At 40.0% G+C, this 15,090-nt stretch carries 10 protein-coding genes; 3 read left to right on the top strand and 7 right to left on the bottom strand.

The features are described from left to right. Nucleotide 1: 1 nt before the first annotated feature. Both BM015_RS02080 and BM015_RS02075 read right to left on the bottom strand, forming a co-directional pair. Nucleotides 2-2,653, bottom strand: coding sequence for an N-acetylmuramoyl-L-alanine amidase (locus tag BM015_RS02080; RefSeq protein WP_090654006.1), 2,652 nt, complete (start codon nucleotides 2,651-2,653; stop codon nucleotides 2-4). A 1-nt stretch (nucleotide 2,654) separates the two neighbouring features. Then, on the bottom strand, nucleotides 2,655-3,011 hold the full coding sequence (locus BM015_RS02075; RefSeq protein ID WP_090654004.1) for a BlaI/MecI/CopY family transcriptional regulator: 357 nt from the start codon (nucleotides 3,009-3,011) through the stop codon (nucleotides 2,655-2,657). Nucleotides 3,012-3,348: 337 nt separating this feature from the next. Here BM015_RS02075 and BM015_RS02070 point away from each other — a divergent pair, with 337 nt between their 5' ends. The 3 genes from BM015_RS02070 to BM015_RS02060 all read left to right on the top strand — a co-directional run bounded on the left by BM015_RS02070 (nucleotide 3,349) and on the right by BM015_RS02060 (nucleotide 6,161). After that, the gene (locus tag BM015_RS02070; RefSeq protein WP_245751169.1) at nucleotides 3,349-4,425 is read left to right on the top strand and encodes an FG-GAP repeat domain-containing protein; all 1,077 of its coding nucleotides are present in this window, start codon (nucleotides 3,349-3,351) and stop codon (nucleotides 4,423-4,425) included. 191 nt (nucleotides 4,426-4,616) lie between these two features. Then, nucleotides 4,617-5,303: a cell division ATP-binding protein FtsE gene (locus BM015_RS02065; protein WP_090654000.1), complete on the top strand. Its 687-nt coding sequence runs from the start codon at nucleotides 4,617-4,619 to the stop codon at nucleotides 5,301-5,303. A 180-nt stretch (nucleotides 5,304-5,483) separates the two neighbouring features. Beyond that, the gene (locus tag BM015_RS02060) at nucleotides 5,484-6,161 is read left to right on the top strand and encodes a hypothetical protein (RefSeq protein ID WP_143075726.1); all 678 of its coding nucleotides are present in this window, start codon (nucleotides 5,484-5,486) and stop codon (nucleotides 6,159-6,161) included. Nucleotides 6,162-6,178: 17 nt separating this feature from the next. Here BM015_RS02060 and BM015_RS02055 read toward each other — a convergent pair whose 3' ends face one another. The 5 genes from BM015_RS02055 to BM015_RS02030 all read right to left on the bottom strand — a co-directional run bounded on the left by BM015_RS02055 (nucleotide 6,179) and on the right by BM015_RS02030 (nucleotide 14,930). Beyond that, nucleotides 6,179-6,841: an O-methyltransferase gene (locus BM015_RS02055; protein ID WP_090653996.1), complete on the bottom strand. Its 663-nt coding sequence runs from the start codon at nucleotides 6,839-6,841 to the stop codon at nucleotides 6,179-6,181. 514 nt (nucleotides 6,842-7,355) lie between these two features. Continuing rightward, nucleotides 7,356-9,494, bottom strand: a complete 2,139-nt coding sequence (locus BM015_RS02045; protein ID WP_090653992.1) for an FN3 associated domain-containing protein — start codon at nucleotides 9,492-9,494, stop codon at nucleotides 7,356-7,358. Nucleotides 9,495-9,654: 160 nt separating this feature from the next. Then, nucleotides 9,655-10,683 (bottom strand): NHL repeat-containing protein, encoded by a 1,029-nt coding sequence (locus BM015_RS02040; RefSeq protein WP_090653990.1) that lies wholly within the window; start codon nucleotides 10,681-10,683, stop codon nucleotides 9,655-9,657. Between the two features lie 383 nt (nucleotides 10,684-11,066). Beyond that, nucleotides 11,067-12,512, bottom strand: a complete 1,446-nt coding sequence (locus BM015_RS02035) for a DUF1501 domain-containing protein (RefSeq protein WP_090653988.1) — start codon at nucleotides 12,510-12,512, stop codon at nucleotides 11,067-11,069. Between the two features lie 102 nt (nucleotides 12,513-12,614). Next, nucleotides 12,615-14,930: a PSD1 and planctomycete cytochrome C domain-containing protein gene (locus BM015_RS02030; RefSeq protein WP_090653986.1), complete on the bottom strand. Its 2,316-nt coding sequence runs from the start codon at nucleotides 14,928-14,930 to the stop codon at nucleotides 12,615-12,617. Nucleotides 14,931-15,090 lie beyond the last annotated feature (160 nt).

Raw genomic sequence — 15,090 nt, 5'->3', positions numbered from 1 at the left:
ATTATTCTGAAATTTTAAAGGCGATTTTCTGTTTGTTCAGGAATGCAACAGTATGCCCGTTTTCAATGGCAGGCAGCCATTTTGGCCCTTGTTTAAGCACACGAACAGCCTCTGCACCGGCGCCGTAACCGGGATCATTTAATGCTTTTACATCAGATAAATTTCCGTCTTCATCCACAATAAAGGAAAGTGTAACTGTGTAAATGCCAGGAGGCGCTTTTCTTTTGGCAAGTACACTTGCATCCAGTTGTTTCGCCAGGTAAATGCCCCATGCCTCGGCACCGCCGGGGAATTGAGGTTCAATTTGTGCCGTGGTAAAAATGGGTTTAGTGTTTGAATCTTTTACATCAATTGATTTGTTGTTATTGCTTGTACTGTTCCCGGTTTGATCTTTTGATTTTATTTCTATTACGCCATTCTTGCCTTTATCACCGTATTTATCAATTGCCGGTTTGTCTTTTAAAACGTTTACTGATTCTATAGTTTTTTTGTCGAGCTTATTATATTCTTCTTTGCTTGAAATTTTACCGTCAATTACGTATAAAACATCAACGGGAACTTTCAACACGATTGGTTCTTTAGCTGCATTCTTAGAAGTTATTTCTATTACGCCATGCTTCCCTTTATCGCCATATTTATCAATGGCTGGTTTGTCTTTCAAAACGTTTACTGATTCTATTGTTTTTTTGTCAAGCTTATTATATTCTTCTTTGCTTGAAACTTTTCCATCAATTACATATAAAACATTATCGGGCACTTTCAACACGATTGGCTCTTTAGCTGCATTCTTAGAAGTTATTTCTATTACGCCATTCTTTCCTTTATCGCCATATTTATCAATGGCTGATTTGTCTTTTAAAACGTTTACTGATTCAATATTGGTTGCTTCATTCTTTATAGCTTCTTCCTTTGAAACAATTTTTCCATCCACAACATATAATGGTTCCTGGGCTTTTTTCGCAGACGTTTTTAAAGTAATTAATACAACTCCATTTTCTGCTTTTGGGCCATAGATTACTCGGGATGCAGAATCTTTTAAAACATCAATACGCTCAATATCTGCTTCATTAATTAATTTGATTTCTGCTTCAGAAGATGGCTTCCCGTTTACAACATATAATGGTTGTTTGTCGGCAGTAACATTAAGTATGTTTGCAGGTATGGTATCCCTTATACTGGTTGCTGCGTGGTTTGCATAAGCTGCTATTCCTTCGAGAATATTTTTCGCTATCAATTCAATCTTTGCATCGTCTTTTAAATTGGCTGCATCTTCTTTGTTGGTTATGTAGCCGCATTCAATTAAAACTGAAGGAATGTTACTGTTCTTTAATACCCATATGCCGGTACTGCGTGTTTGTAAAGATGGCGCTGCGGTAAAATCCCTGCTTATATTTTGAAGAATAGCAGAACCCAGCACTTTGTTTTGGGTAGCAAACTTTTCATCAGACTTCGAAGAAAGCAATACTTCAAAACCTGATTCTTTTGGATGTTCTTTATCATTAGTGTTTACATGAATCGAAATAAACGCATTTGCATTTTGTGTATTCGCAAAATCTGACTTTTCACGTGGGTTCATATATACATCGCTGTTGCGGGTAAGTATTACATCAATGTTATATTGAGATGAAAGCTCTTTTATTTTTTGTGCAATTTTTAAAGTGGCATCTTTTTCATACATACCATTTGCTGATGCGCCTTTATCTGCTCCGCCATGCCCTGCATCAACAACCAATACAAAAGGTTTTGCCAACACCGGGATGGCGTTGCCTGCATTTCTTGTTTTTACGGTAAAAGCAAACAGGCAAACGAGGGCTGTGATTAATGGTAAAATCATTAATCTTCTTGCATAACTAAATTGGGGTTTCTTTGAAATGGTAAGCATTGTTAATCGTCTTTTAATAGATGAATAAAAAATAGATTGTGCAGGTAAAAAATTGAATTTTCCAAACTGGGCAGTTAATAACATTTTGGCAAAAGCGTCTGCATCTGCATGTTTTACAGCTTCTTCATCGGCAATAAATTCATGTATTAAATACAGTTCTTTTTTTATAAGGTGAAAAAAGGGGTTCATCCAATAAAAACACATTATCAGTTGCATAAACAGCTTATCCCACGAATGTTTTTGCCTGATATGTGTAATCTCATGCTGCAGTATTTGTTTGCCGGTTTCTTCTTCCAGGCTTATATCATTTCTCCAGAAAATATCTTTAAGAAAAGAGAACGGTGCTGATGAAATATCGGTATTTATGAAATCAAAATCTGTAAACTGCTGTACAGGATAGTTTTTCTTCAGCAGCTTGATTTTTATTATGCGGCTGCATAAAACGGCAAGTAAAACAAGGCCTGTTGCTACCATAGCATATATTGTAAGTTGTTCCCAGTTAATACCGGTCTTGCCGGTTACCATAACTTCATGTTCACCGCTGCCATAAATAATTTTATAGAGATGAATAGTTTGATCAGAGTCGCTGAAAAAAGTAAACCATTCCAGCTTTAGCAAGGGCAAAACAATGCTTATGGCAACTGCCATTAAAAGATAAAAACGGTTATAATAATGAAAGCGTTTATTGCGCAGCGCAATGTGATAGTATAAAAAAAGAAGCCCGCTAATGCTGGTTACCTTCAAGAGGTAAATACTTAGTTGCTGCAGCATATTATTTCTTTTTTAATTGTTGAAGCAATAGTTCAAGATCTTCCACGCTTAATTTGTTTTCTTCTACCAGGAAGGAAACGGCTTTGCTGAATGAGCCGCCAAAATATCCTTTCACCAAACTGCTCATAGTGTTTTTTGAATAGGCCTGTTTGGATACAGCGGGCGAATATTCATTCATCCTGCCGAAGGTTTCTGTAACTACAAATTTTTTTTCAATCAATATTTTCAAAAGCGTAGCCACCGTATTGGGATGGGGTTTTGGGTTAGGCATGGATTCTACTATATCTTTTAAAAAACCTTTATCAATTTTCCAGAGCGCCTGCATAACCTGTTCTTCGGCCTTGGTTAATGTTTTCATATAACTAAATGTTTAGTCAAATGTAAAACTATGTTTTTAGTTTTACAACTATTTTTTTAGTTAATGTTTTTGTAATGCTGAAAACCGGGAAGCTATCCTGGTTTAATCCGCGTTAATGGTTGCGTATAATTTTATTTGGAAATAAGCCGGTTGTAAAAACTATTCTATTAACTATATTCACCTGCAATATATTTTTCATCAAAAACATATTTTCATGAATTACCGGCATCTTTTCGAAAAGCCATTTTTTTTATCTTCTTTCAGCTTATTGATACTTTGCTCCAGTGCTTGTTCTCAAAACAAATCTTCTGCACCTGTAATTCGTTTTACAAAACAAATGATTGCTGCAGAAAGCTTTGAAAGCGTGAATGTGTTTGATGTAAATAATGATGGAAAACCCGACATCGTATCCGGGTCGTTTTGGTATGAAGGGCCTGATTTTTTTAAGGCGCATTACATAGGGCCGGTAAAACGCTACAATGAATATTGGGATGACTTTTCCACTATTCCTTTAGATGTAAATGGTGACGGGCGAATGGATTTTATTACCGGGAGCTGGTTTAGCAATAGCCTTCACTGGAAAGAAAACCCGGGAAATAATACAGGTATATGGACAGATCATTTAATTGATTCCACCGGTAATGTAGAAGCTGCACAAGGCTGGGATGTGGACAATGACGGCACAATAGAAATAGTGCCTAATAATCCCAATTTCCCGCTGAAATTTTATAAGCTGGAAAAAGATGCCGGCGGCAAGGCTTCAGGAAAATTTGCTAAGACAGAAGTAGCCCCAAAACAAGGGCATGGATTGGGCTTTGGCGATATTAATGCGGATGGCCGTGGTGATTTTATTATAAGTGATGGCTGGCTTGAAGCGCCTGCAAATCCTTTAAAAGAAACATGGGTATTGCACAAAGAATTTAACCTGGGACAAGCCAGTGTGCCTGTGTTGGTGGAAGATGTAAACGGCGATGGAAAGAACGATATTATTTCGGGCCAGGGCCATGATTATGGCCTGGACTGGTATGAACAAACCATGGATAAATCAGGGAAAAGAAATTGGGTTAAACATGCTATCGACCCAAACAATTCTATGTTTCATACTATGCAGTGGGTGGACATTGACGGCGATGGCAAACCTGAGCTGATAACCGGAAAACGTTACCGGGCGCATGATACAGACCCGGGCGTGCATGATCCGGCAGGATTGTATTATTATAAATGGAACGGGGAATCATTCACCAAGCAAATCATCAGCTATGGCCCGCTGGGTGAGGGTAAAGGAACGGGGTTATACTTTGCTGTGGCTGATTTACGCGGTACCGGAAGAAAAGATATTGTGGTGGCAGGTAAGGATGGTTTATATGTATTTTATAATGATGGCGCGGCTGCTGTATCCAATAAAGGAAAATAGATTTCCTGTTTCATCTGACAATACATCATTAAAATAATTCAAAAATTGCTGTTATGTTAATATTGTGAGCAGTGAATGGTAAGTTGTGAGTAAATACGCTCACACTTCACGATTATCGCAGCACTACTTACGGTTTTATTTTTACTTTTGCCGCCTGTGATAAATGCAGCAACCTTTAAAATTTATATTTCATGTTTGAGCCTGTAGTTACTGTAAGAGATGCCAATATATACCAGGGAGATAACCTTGTTTTAAGTGATGTAAGCTTTACAATTGAACGTGGTGAATTCGTTTACCTTGTGGGTAAAACCGGCACCGGCAAAAGTAGCCTGCTGAAAACATTATACGGTGAGCTGTCTCTTAAAGAAGGCGATGCTACAGTTGCCGGATATAACCTGCGTGATATGAACTGGAAAAAAGTTCCGTTCCTGCGCCGTAACCTGGGCGTTGTTTTCCAGGACTTTCAATTGCTTACCGACAGGAATGTGAACGAAAACCTGCGCTTTGTTTTGAAAGCAACGGGCTGGAAAGATGAAAAACTGATTGAAGAAAAAATTGCTGACGTGCTCGGTAAAGTTGGCCTTAAAAGCAAAGGGTTTAAGATGACCTTTGAATTGAGTGGCGGTGAGCAGCAGCGTATTGATATAGCAAGGGCCCTGCTTAATTCTCCTAAACTTATTTTGGCCGATGAACCTACAGGTAACCTTGACCCTGAAACCAGTGATGAGATTATGCAGTTGCTGGTAAGTATTTGTAAAGATTACGGCACATCAATCATTATGGCCACACATGATTTTATGGTGATAAGCAAATATCCTTCCCGCATGCTTAAAACCGAACGCGGTAAAGTGTTTGACAGCGCGGTGGCGGAAGTTTAAGATTCAGAAAACATAAGGTAAAACGATGGTGAGTAGCGAGTGGTCAGTTGTGAGTATGTTAAACACAATGCAGTTGATGCATTTTCTTTATAACTTCTAAAACTCAATTGATGTTTCAAAACCCTGTTTTTTAAACGGCCTTTTTATGTTTTAATTCTAAACCAAATAATACTAACTGTTATGCGTTTGAATGTGATGAAACCCTGCCTTATATGTGCTGCAATAATATTTTTGTGCGGCTGTCTTGGGCCAAAGAAAATTAATAAATGGGTAGCTCAAAATTATGTGGATGCAACGCCCACAAGAAAAAAGAGCAATATTATAACCATTACGTCCGGCATTAATTCAATGGGCGATGTATTATCTGAAACACAGAAGAAAACAAGTCATGTATTGCCCTTATTGTTTTACTGGCAGTATGATTATAAAAACAGCACGGCGCTCAATCCGCAAATTGGCATTAATAATTTTACTTCAACGGTTTTGTCTTATTCCAATAAAACGCTGAAGCAAAAATTAAATGGCAGAAAGCTGGAATTGAACATTGAAAAGATGCCAACAAATTTTGCCATTGATGACAAGGGACATATTGTTTGGGTGATTTTATATGCTTTCTCATGGGATGTATTGACCGTGCAGCCTGAAGACCATCAAATGGTGGTTTCCTACAAAATACTGAACCAGGATAATTCCTCTTATAAAACCGGAACGGTTGATATTTCAAATACTGATAAAGGACTTACACTGGGTATGTTTCAATCGCTTAAAAAGAAAACATTCCAGTATCTTGATCAATACGATGCTTCTATAACATCCATGAGTAAAATGGTGATAGATAAGATTGCTGCTGAATTGTAAGCTGCTATGGGTGTGAATCAATTCACTACTGCTATTGCCATGCCATCATGTTCTTTTTCACCCACGTTTTGTATAATGCATGCTGTTACTTCTTTGGTTTCAGCTAATAATTTACTAAAGCGCTGCACGCCTTTTACGGCTTCATCTTCAGAGGTTTCATCCAATATTTTTCCTTCGCGTATAACATTATCTGCAATAATAAGTGTGCCGGGGTGCGACAGTTTTAATGCCCATTGAAAGTATTCGGCATACGGCGGTTTATCTGCATCAATGAAAATCATATCAAACACCTTTTGCTCCTGTTGAAGCTGCGGTAAAAGGTCAAGCCCTTTGCCCACCCTTATTTCAACCAATTTATCCAGCCCGGCACGTTTAATATTTTCACGGGCTACATCAGCATGCAGTTGTTCATATTCAAGGCTGATGAGTTTACCATCTTCAGGCAATCCTCTTGCCATCCAGATGGTGCTGTAGCCTGCCAGTGTGCCCAGCTCCAGGATGCTTTTTGCCCTGCATAATTTCACAAGCACCTGTAAGAATTTTCCCTGGCTGGCTGAAACACTTATCTGCGGGATATTATTCTTTTCTATTGATGCAACAACTGCATCCAATGCCTCATCGTTTTGTGCAAACAATTTGCAGATATATTGATCTACGGCTTGAAATAATTGCTGGTTCATTAATGTTTGTGTTTTATAATGTTTAAAATGTTTTATATAAGCTTTGCTGTTTACTTTTAAATGAAGTGCATATATAATTCAAGTACAGTTGAAAATTACAGCGATAAAAATCAACAAATATGATAATTGTATAAAAAGATATTTTTTCTTTTTTGCAAATGCCTCAAGCCACGTTACAATATTGGAAATTAAATAAACGCTAAAGCCTTTGAAGTAGTTTTCCGGGAAGCAAAAAAATGGCTTTGAGAAAATTAAACACACCATCTACGGCAAAGCCAATAAGCCTGAAAGGCAGTGTTATAATCCAAAATACAGGATAAAGTACTAATGCTAAAATAGCCAGTGGCCAACAGAGGATAAACAAAATAATCCAGGCAATAAATGTGAGCATGTGCTGAAGGTAATTCCTGATTGCTATTTTTTAATACTGAATTATATAAGCGGTGCAAAAGATACAGCAGGCTGCTTTACATACATCCATGAGATAAAATATTTGAAATATGCTCATTCCTTCTCAATTCACAAACACTTCATCTACAAATGCCCAGGCTTTATCGCCTTTGCCGCCATGCCAGGCCGGTAAACTGCGTACCGGCATTACTAATAATTTAATACAGGTAACGCTTGTTTTACTAAAGCTGCATGTAACAGCAAGGTTTTCCTGCGTTGACTCCGGAGTTGGTTGCTGCGGTTTTACCGTAGTTAATAGCTTTAAATTATTCTTATCTGTTCCGCCCCAAACGGTAACCTGTGCCGGCGGAAAAATATAAGCGCCAATCTGCTGCAACATGCTTAAGGTTATACTGCTGGCTTCAACTGGTTTGTTAAACAGCAACATTACTTCCATCGGGTTTTCGCGGTAGCCCAGCCATTTGCCGCTGGCAAAATTGATGTCGCTTTTTATGCCATCAATAATAGTAGCGGCACCGTTGCCTTTGTATTTGTCATCCACTTTGGAAAGCAACAATGCGCTGTCAGCATGATAAGTGCCTTTAAAGAAATGCTGGCTGATAATGTCACTGCTTATCCAGCCTGGTTTATAGGCTTTCGCTTTTAAGGTAAAATCAGTATTAATATCAATGACCTTATCATACACCGGAGAGGAAATGCTGTCGGGCTCATTTCCATTCATCGTATAGCGAATAACCGCGCCGCGTATATAATGTTTCAGCTTTAAAGGTGTTGGATTAGTGATAACAAAATTATCGTTCTCTAAAACAGGCGGCGTAAGTTTTAAAATAGTGCTGTCGCCTTTAAACCCGGTTTGGTAGGTAATATTCTTATTCTTTTCTTCCAGTGACTGAATATCTTTTTTGTCAATCTCTGTATTCCATAAATAAACGGCCCTTAGTTTAGGCAATGTTGTAAGCGCTGCTACCTGGCTGGGTTTTACTGGTGTGCCCGATAATGATAAGCTTTTTAAAAATCGAAGTTTATTTAATTCCTGTAATGTGTTGCCGGTGATGGATGTGAAGTTAAGATTAAGGTAACGCAGGTTCACAAATTGCGCTATGGCTTTAAGATCATCATCTGAAACAGGCATGTTGCCTAAATTCAGCTCAACAATTTGTGTGTTCAAGGGCTGCAATGCTTCCAGTTCTTTGCTGTTATAAAACGGCTTGTTATAAAAGTTTACAACAAGTGCCGGCGATTCCATGGCAACCGGCGTTATTACGCGGTTGTTATTGCTAAGCTTGATAATTTGCTTTTCATCAGCGGCCGCAAAATCATATACTTCATCTGATGATTGTTTCAGCACTTTTGATGCGAGTATATGCAACGTATCGGTAACAGGTAAATCCGTTACTTTTTTATCGAATTCAGCGCCGCTCTTTATCCATTCATATAAGATGGAAGATTCTTCATCCGTTAACTGCGGCTTGCCCTTTGGCGGCATGTGTTCTTTTGCTTCTTCGGGCAAATGAATGCGCTGCATCAGCAAACCAAGATCAGCTTTTGCAGTGTCCCAGAGCTTACCATTTTTACCACCTTTTAATAGCAGTTCTTTCGTCTCCATCACCAGTTCGCCTTTAGCTTTTTTACTGTTATGGCAGCCCATGCATTTATCTTCAAGAATAGGTTCTACCAGGTCAGCATATACAAAAGCATCTTCCAGGCTTACCTGTGGCTTTGTGTGGGTTGGTGTTACAGGAGCTAATACAAAATTGTCGCCATGTGTAATATCAGCGCCGAGATGGCCAGCCCAGATAATAAGCACAGCCGTGCATACCACGGGGATGTTTAACAACGCAGGGTTTGTCTTAAAATAACTGCGCAGAAAATAAATTGATACGAGTAAGAAAGAAGTTATGGAGCCTGTGTATTTATGCAGTGCGATGTTATCTGCATCATAACCTGCTTCACGGGATAATAACAATCCTGCCAATGCCGTTATCACGGCCATAAAAGCAGCAATAACCAAGAGCCATCCGCTGAGGTCAATAAACCAGGGTTCGGCTTTTGTTTTTTTGGGTATTATTAAAGTGATGACAAAATATATAAGTACTAATACAATTGGGAAATGCAGTATAACCGGATGCAGCCTGCCCGCCACCTGCAACCATAATGGCACAATAAGCTTATCATCAAAAATTAAAAAGAGAAGCAGTAAAGAATTTAATGGTATCAGTAAAGTAGCGAGTATATTTTTCATGCCCCAACCCTAAAGGGAAATTATGTAAAGCCCAACTCTAAAAGACATAACTTTTATTAGCGTTGGAACGAAAATTCATTTATAAGCTGATATTAGTAAACAAGTTTGATATTTCACACTCTTGAAAAATTCCCCTTTGAGATGGGGGCGTAGTGGCGGCTCATACCCTCTTTAATTTATATGGATACACTTTGCCCGAAGCCCATTGCGCCACATATAAATTATGATCCCTGTCAACACACACATCATGCGGATGCACAAATATTTTATCGGTCTGGCTCATTGGTTGTAACACACCGTCAATATAGGTTGGTTCACTGCCGCCAATATTGCTGATAACTTTATTGTTTTTATCGAGAATGGTTACAAAGCCCGAGCCTTCTTTATTCATATCCGGCGAACGCAGTACCGCTGCATATAAATGATCGCCCTGAATAACGGGCCTGCACACGCAGGCGCCCGGCAGTTTAATTACTTCGAGCAGTTTGCCATCCTTGGTAAAACGTTTAAAGCAGTTACGTGTTCTGTCGGTAACCAATAACATATTATTATCAATCCTTGTGTCGAAACAAATGCCGTGTGCGTTATCCAGATGTTCATCGCCATCGCCGCGGCCGCCAAAATAATTTTTCAGTTTGCCCTGCTGATCGTATTGCAACACATATTGAGCGCCGTAACCATCGGCAATAAAAATATCGCCATTGCTATCAATAATAGTTTCAGTTGGCACAAACTCTTCCCGTTTTTTATAAATGCCGTTTGCATCTAATGGTGCGTCAATTGTCAGCAATATTTTGCCATCCATTGTGGCTTTATATACCTGGTGTTTTACGGTATCGGTAATGTATAAATATTCAGTACCGTTTTCATTGTGCAAGGTCAATCCGTGGCCGCCTGGAAATTCATGCCCCCACACATCCAGCAGTTTGCCTTTTGTATCGTAGATTAAAATATTGTTTTTGGTTTCGTTGGTTAATAAGATAATGCGGCCTTGTTTATCCTGCACCATTTCGTGGCAATCATTCACAGGATATTTAGATGCATCGGCCTGGCTCCATCGCGTATCAAGCGTATATAACATATTGTTGTAGCCATATACTTTCTCTTTGTTTTTTGCAAACAGGTTGTGCATAATCAGCAGGCTTCCGGCGGTCAATGATGTATGTTGTACAAATTTTCTTCGGTTCATAAATGCAATTATTTTATTGAATACAAGCTATGTGCTTTTTTATTTTAATAACGAAGGTTTATAAAATTTTTGAGCCACAAAGGCGCAAAGGCTCGAAGAAACATGAAGTTTATTAATCCAATCTTTTTGTTAAGAAGCTTCATTCTTTTACTTCAACTTCTTTATGCCACTTAGTGTTTTCGTGTCTTTGTGGTTTAATATTTTTTTGAGCCACAAAGACCAAAGGCTCGAAGAAACATGAAGTTTATTAATTCAATCTTTTTGTTAAGAAGCTTCATCCTTTTACTTCAACTTCTTTATACCACTTAGTGTTTCCGTGCCTTCGTGGTTTATTTATTTTTTGAACCACAAAGACACAAAGGCACTAAGGGAATGCAAATTTATCAGGCCATAATATCTTTTACCACCGTTCCGGCTACATCCGTTAACCTGTATCTTCTGCCCAAATGCCTGAAGGTTAGTTTCTCATGATCAATACCCATCAGCGCTAAAATGGTGGCGTGAAAATCATGCACATGCACCGGGTTCTCCGCTATGTTATAACCAAACTCATCTGTCTCGCCATACACGCCTGGCTTTATGCCGCCGCCTGCCATCCAAACCGTAAAACAGCGCGGATGATGATCACGTCCATAATTATCTCTTGTCAGCAATCCCTGGCAATAATTCGTGCGGCCAAATTCACCACCCCATATCACCAGCGTTTCATCCAATAAACCACGTTGTTTTAAATCTGTTATCAATGCAGCGCTCGATTGGTCAACATCTTTACACTGGCCTTTAATTTCATTGGGAAGATTGCCATGCGCATCCCAGCCCTGGTGATACAGTTGCACAAAGCGCACACCATTTTCACTTAGCTTTCTTGCCAGTAAACAATTGGCAGCAAAAGTGCCAGGTACCAAACAATCCGGGCCATATAATTTAATAATGCTTTCCGGCTCCCTGCTCATATCTGTAATTTCAGGAACAGCGGTTTGCATGCGGTAAGCCATTTCATACTGTTGTATGCGGGTGTTTATTTCAGGGTCGCCAAACTCTTTGTAAGAAGCATCATTCAACTCGGCAAGTTTATCCAGCATAAGTCTGCGGTCCGTTTTATTCATGCCATCAGGGTTGTTGAGATACAGCACCGGGCTATCACCGCTGCTAAACTGTACACCCTGGTGAATAGAATCTAAAAAACCATTCGACCAAAGCTTTGAATACACGCCCTGTCCATTGCCTTTTCCTTTTGACAACAGCACACAGAATGCAGGCAGGTTTTTGTTTTCACTGCCCAGGCCATAACTCAGCCAGGCGCCCATACTTGGCCTGTTGCCCACCTGCGCACCGGTTTGAAAAAAGGTTAATGCGGGATCATGATTAATAGCTTCGGTGTATAAGCTTTTTACGATGCAGAGGTCATCCACCACGCCGGCTGTATAAGGCAACAACTCACTTATCCATGCTTTTGCCTGGCCATATTGATTGAATTGAAAATAAGTGCCTGCCAGCGGAAATTTTTTCTGATCGGCTGTCATGCCGGTTAAGCGCTGGCCCATGCGTATGCTGGCGGGCAAATCTTCGCCGTGCATTTTTTGAAGCAAAGGTTTGTAGTCAAATAAATCAAGCTGCGACGGGGCGCCGTTTTGAAAAAGATAGATGATACGTTTTGCTTTTGGTGCAAATTGCGCAAGGCCGGTAATGGCAGCCTCTTCATCGTTTTTGCTGAACAGGTCGGGAATAAGCAATGAACCTAATGCCACGCTGCCAATGCCAAGGCTTAACCTTGATAAAAAGCGGCGGCGGTTCATGCCCAGCCTGTGTTCCAGAATTTCTTTTTCCATGATTATTTTTTGAACCACAAATACTCGAAGGCGCAAAGAATCTTTATTCCTGGCGTACCTTAATGATTTTGTGTTTTCGTGGTTTATATTAAAGTCAAGTTGCTACTTCGTTATCGCCTCGTCCATATTATATATCATCTCTATTGTTTTCATTAATGCAGCGGTTGAATTCTTATCCACTTTGTCATCCTGTATATATTCGCCCTGCATCAATGTTGTATCAGCGCTTAATTTATTTTGTTTGAACGATTGCAATTGTTCATCATAATAACTTTTCAAAATCTTCATTTCCTTGTCATCTGGTTTGCGGCAAATGATCAGCCTGAAGGCTTTCGTTAAATTGTAGGTTTCATCTTTTTTTTCTTCCATTAATTTTTGCGATAATACGCGGCTTGCTTCCAAAACTGTTGGATCATTTAACATGATCAAAGCCTGCAGCGGCGTATTGGTTTTCAATCTTTTTACTTCACACTGATCGCGGTTGCTCGCATCAAAAATTACCATCGACGGCGGCGGAACTGTGAGCTTGATAAATGTGTATATACCACGTCTGTATAGCGAATCGCCGTGATCTTGTTTGTAAGTTGCCAAAGCGCCGCGCCCTGAAGTGGCCTGCTCCCAAAGCCCTTTTGGCTGGTAAGGTTTAACGCTTGGGCCACCAATAGTTCTAACCAATAACCCGCTGCTCGATAAAACCATATCTCTTATCAATTCAGCGGGTAAACGAAACCGTGGCCCCCTGGATAAATAAGCGTTTTCCGGGTCAACTTCAATCTTTTCTTTTGAGGCAACAGCCGACTGGCGATAAGCTGCACTCATTACCATTTGTTTTACCAAACGTTTAATGTCCCAGCCGTGTTCCATAAAATCAACGGCCAGCCAGTCAAGCAATTCCGGGTGCGTGGGCAAATCGCCCTGCATACCAAAATCGCCGGAAGATTTTACAATGCCACGTCCAAAAAACTCCTGCCATAATTGATTTACAAAAACACGCGCTGCAAGCGGGTTGTTTTTATTCACCGTCCATGCGGCCAGCCCAAGGCGGTTACGCGGATATTGAACAGTATCAAACCTCATTACTGCAGGCAAAGCAGCAGGCAGCACCTGGTAGGTGGGCCGGTCATACACGCCGCGATCCAGCACGTATGTTTTGCGCAGCGTATCCTGTTCGCCCATTACGGAAACCATCAGTGTTGATGTATCCGCATCATTAATAAAGTTGAGAAGCTGCTTGCGGTCGGTATCTGAAATGGAAAGCAAAGGCATTTTTGCAGGCTTCGATATGCTTACATCGCCTTCATAACCCACCTCTTTTGTATTATTGAAGAAAGCAAACAAAGAATAATAATCTTTCTGGCTGAAAGGATCATATTTATGATCGTGGCATTGCGCACACTCCACTGTTAAACCCATAATGCCACGGCTGTAGGTTTTTGTTTTGTCAAGAATATATTCAATGCGGTATTCTTCCGGAATTACGCCGCCTTCTTCCGTGTATTTATGGTTGCGGAAAAAGCCTGTTGCCAATATTTCTTCCTTGTTGGCCTCTGGCAACATATCGCCGGCTATCTGCCAGGTAAGAAAAGTGTTGTAAGGCAGGTTTTCGTTAAACGCATGGATCACCCAATCCCGCCAGGGCCATTGTGTGCGGATGTTATCATCCTGGTAACCATAGCTGTCTGCATAACGTGCCACATCTAACCAATGCATGGCCATCTTCTCTCCATAGGCATTACTTTGCAGCAAACGGTCAACAGCTTTTTCGTAAGCGCCGGGGCTTTTATCATTCAAGAAATCATCCATTGCCTGTAATGATGGCGGCAGGCCTGTAATATCTTCTGTAACGCGTTTTAATAAACGTTCCTTATCTGCTTCTTCATTTGGTTTTAACCCCTTCGATTCCATTTTGGAGAGAATGAAATAATCAATTTCATTCTTTGTCCATTGCTCATTTTTTACTTTTGGCAAAGGCGATTTTTCAGGCGCCACAAAAGCCCAGTGGCGTTCATATTTTGCACCTTGTTTTATCCATTTTTTAAATAAGGCGATTTCATGTTCGTTCAAAGTTCCCAAATGCGATTCAGGCAATGGCATCAGGTAGGTGGGATCGGTTGATGAAATGCGCTTGATCAGTTCACTTTCTTCCGGTTTGCCCGGCACGATGGCAAAAGCGCCTTTGGTTTCTTTCAGTGGTGCATAAGCTGAATCTGCAATGTCTAATCTTAAAGAGGCCTGCCGTTTATTGGCATCGGGGCCATGACAAATAAAACATTTATCGGAAAGGATGGGGCGTATGTCAAAATTATAGCTAACCGTTTCCGGCAAAGCATCGCTGCTGCTGTGTGTGTTATTACAGGCGTTTATAACAAAAACACAAATAGTAATACAAGCAAATAATGTAAGTAATCGTGAAAGCATTGGCTCAATCGTAGAGATTGCAATATACAAATTAGCCGTGAGAGTTGAAGATTGCAGGAGTTATTTCTGCGTGTTGAATATAACCGATATATAAGGTGCCTGCAAGGGATGACCAGAACACCTGCTGATTTTTTATACAGAAGATAACAGCTCCATCTGT

This window comes from Parafilimonas terrae (assembly GCF_900115755.1).
In the GTDB taxonomy this organism is placed as follows: Bacteria; Bacteroidota; Bacteroidia; order Chitinophagales; family Chitinophagaceae; genus Parafilimonas; species Parafilimonas terrae.
This window is presented reverse-complemented; position numbering and strand designations above follow the sequence as displayed.

What these genes read in the sequence shown, in the direction of transcription:
- BM015_RS02080 (WP_090654006.1), bottom strand. Translation starts at nt 2,653, where the DNA reads ATGCTGCAGCAACTAAGTATTTACCTCTTGAAGGTAACCAGCATTAGC.
- BM015_RS02055 (WP_090653996.1), bottom strand. Translation starts at nt 6,841, where the DNA reads ATGAACCAGCAATTATTTCAAGCCGTAGATCAATATATCTGCAAATTG.
- BM015_RS02035 (WP_090653988.1), bottom strand. Translation starts at nt 12,512, where the DNA reads ATGGAAAAAGAAATTCTGGAACACAGGCTGGGCATGAACCGCCGCCGC.
- BM015_RS02075 (WP_090654004.1), bottom strand. Translation starts at nt 3,011, where the DNA reads ATGAAAACATTAACCAAGGCCGAAGAACAGGTTATGCAGGCGCTCTGG.
- BM015_RS02065 (WP_090654000.1), top strand. Translation starts at nt 4,617, where the DNA reads ATGTTTGAGCCTGTAGTTACTGTAAGAGATGCCAATATATACCAGGGA.
- BM015_RS02030 (WP_090653986.1), bottom strand. Translation starts at nt 14,930, where the DNA reads ATGCTTTCACGATTACTTACATTATTTGCTTGTATTACTATTTGTGTT.
- BM015_RS02040 (WP_090653990.1), bottom strand. Translation starts at nt 10,683, where the DNA reads ATGAACCGAAGAAAATTTGTACAACATACATCATTGACCGCCGGAAGC.
- BM015_RS02060 (WP_143075726.1), top strand. Translation starts at nt 5,484, where the DNA reads ATGCGTTTGAATGTGATGAAACCCTGCCTTATATGTGCTGCAATAATA.
- BM015_RS02045 (WP_090653992.1), bottom strand. Translation starts at nt 9,494, where the DNA reads ATGAAAAATATACTCGCTACTTTACTGATACCATTAAATTCTTTACTG.
- BM015_RS02070 (WP_245751169.1), top strand. Translation starts at nt 3,349, where the DNA reads ATGATTGCTGCAGAAAGCTTTGAAAGCGTGAATGTGTTTGATGTAAAT.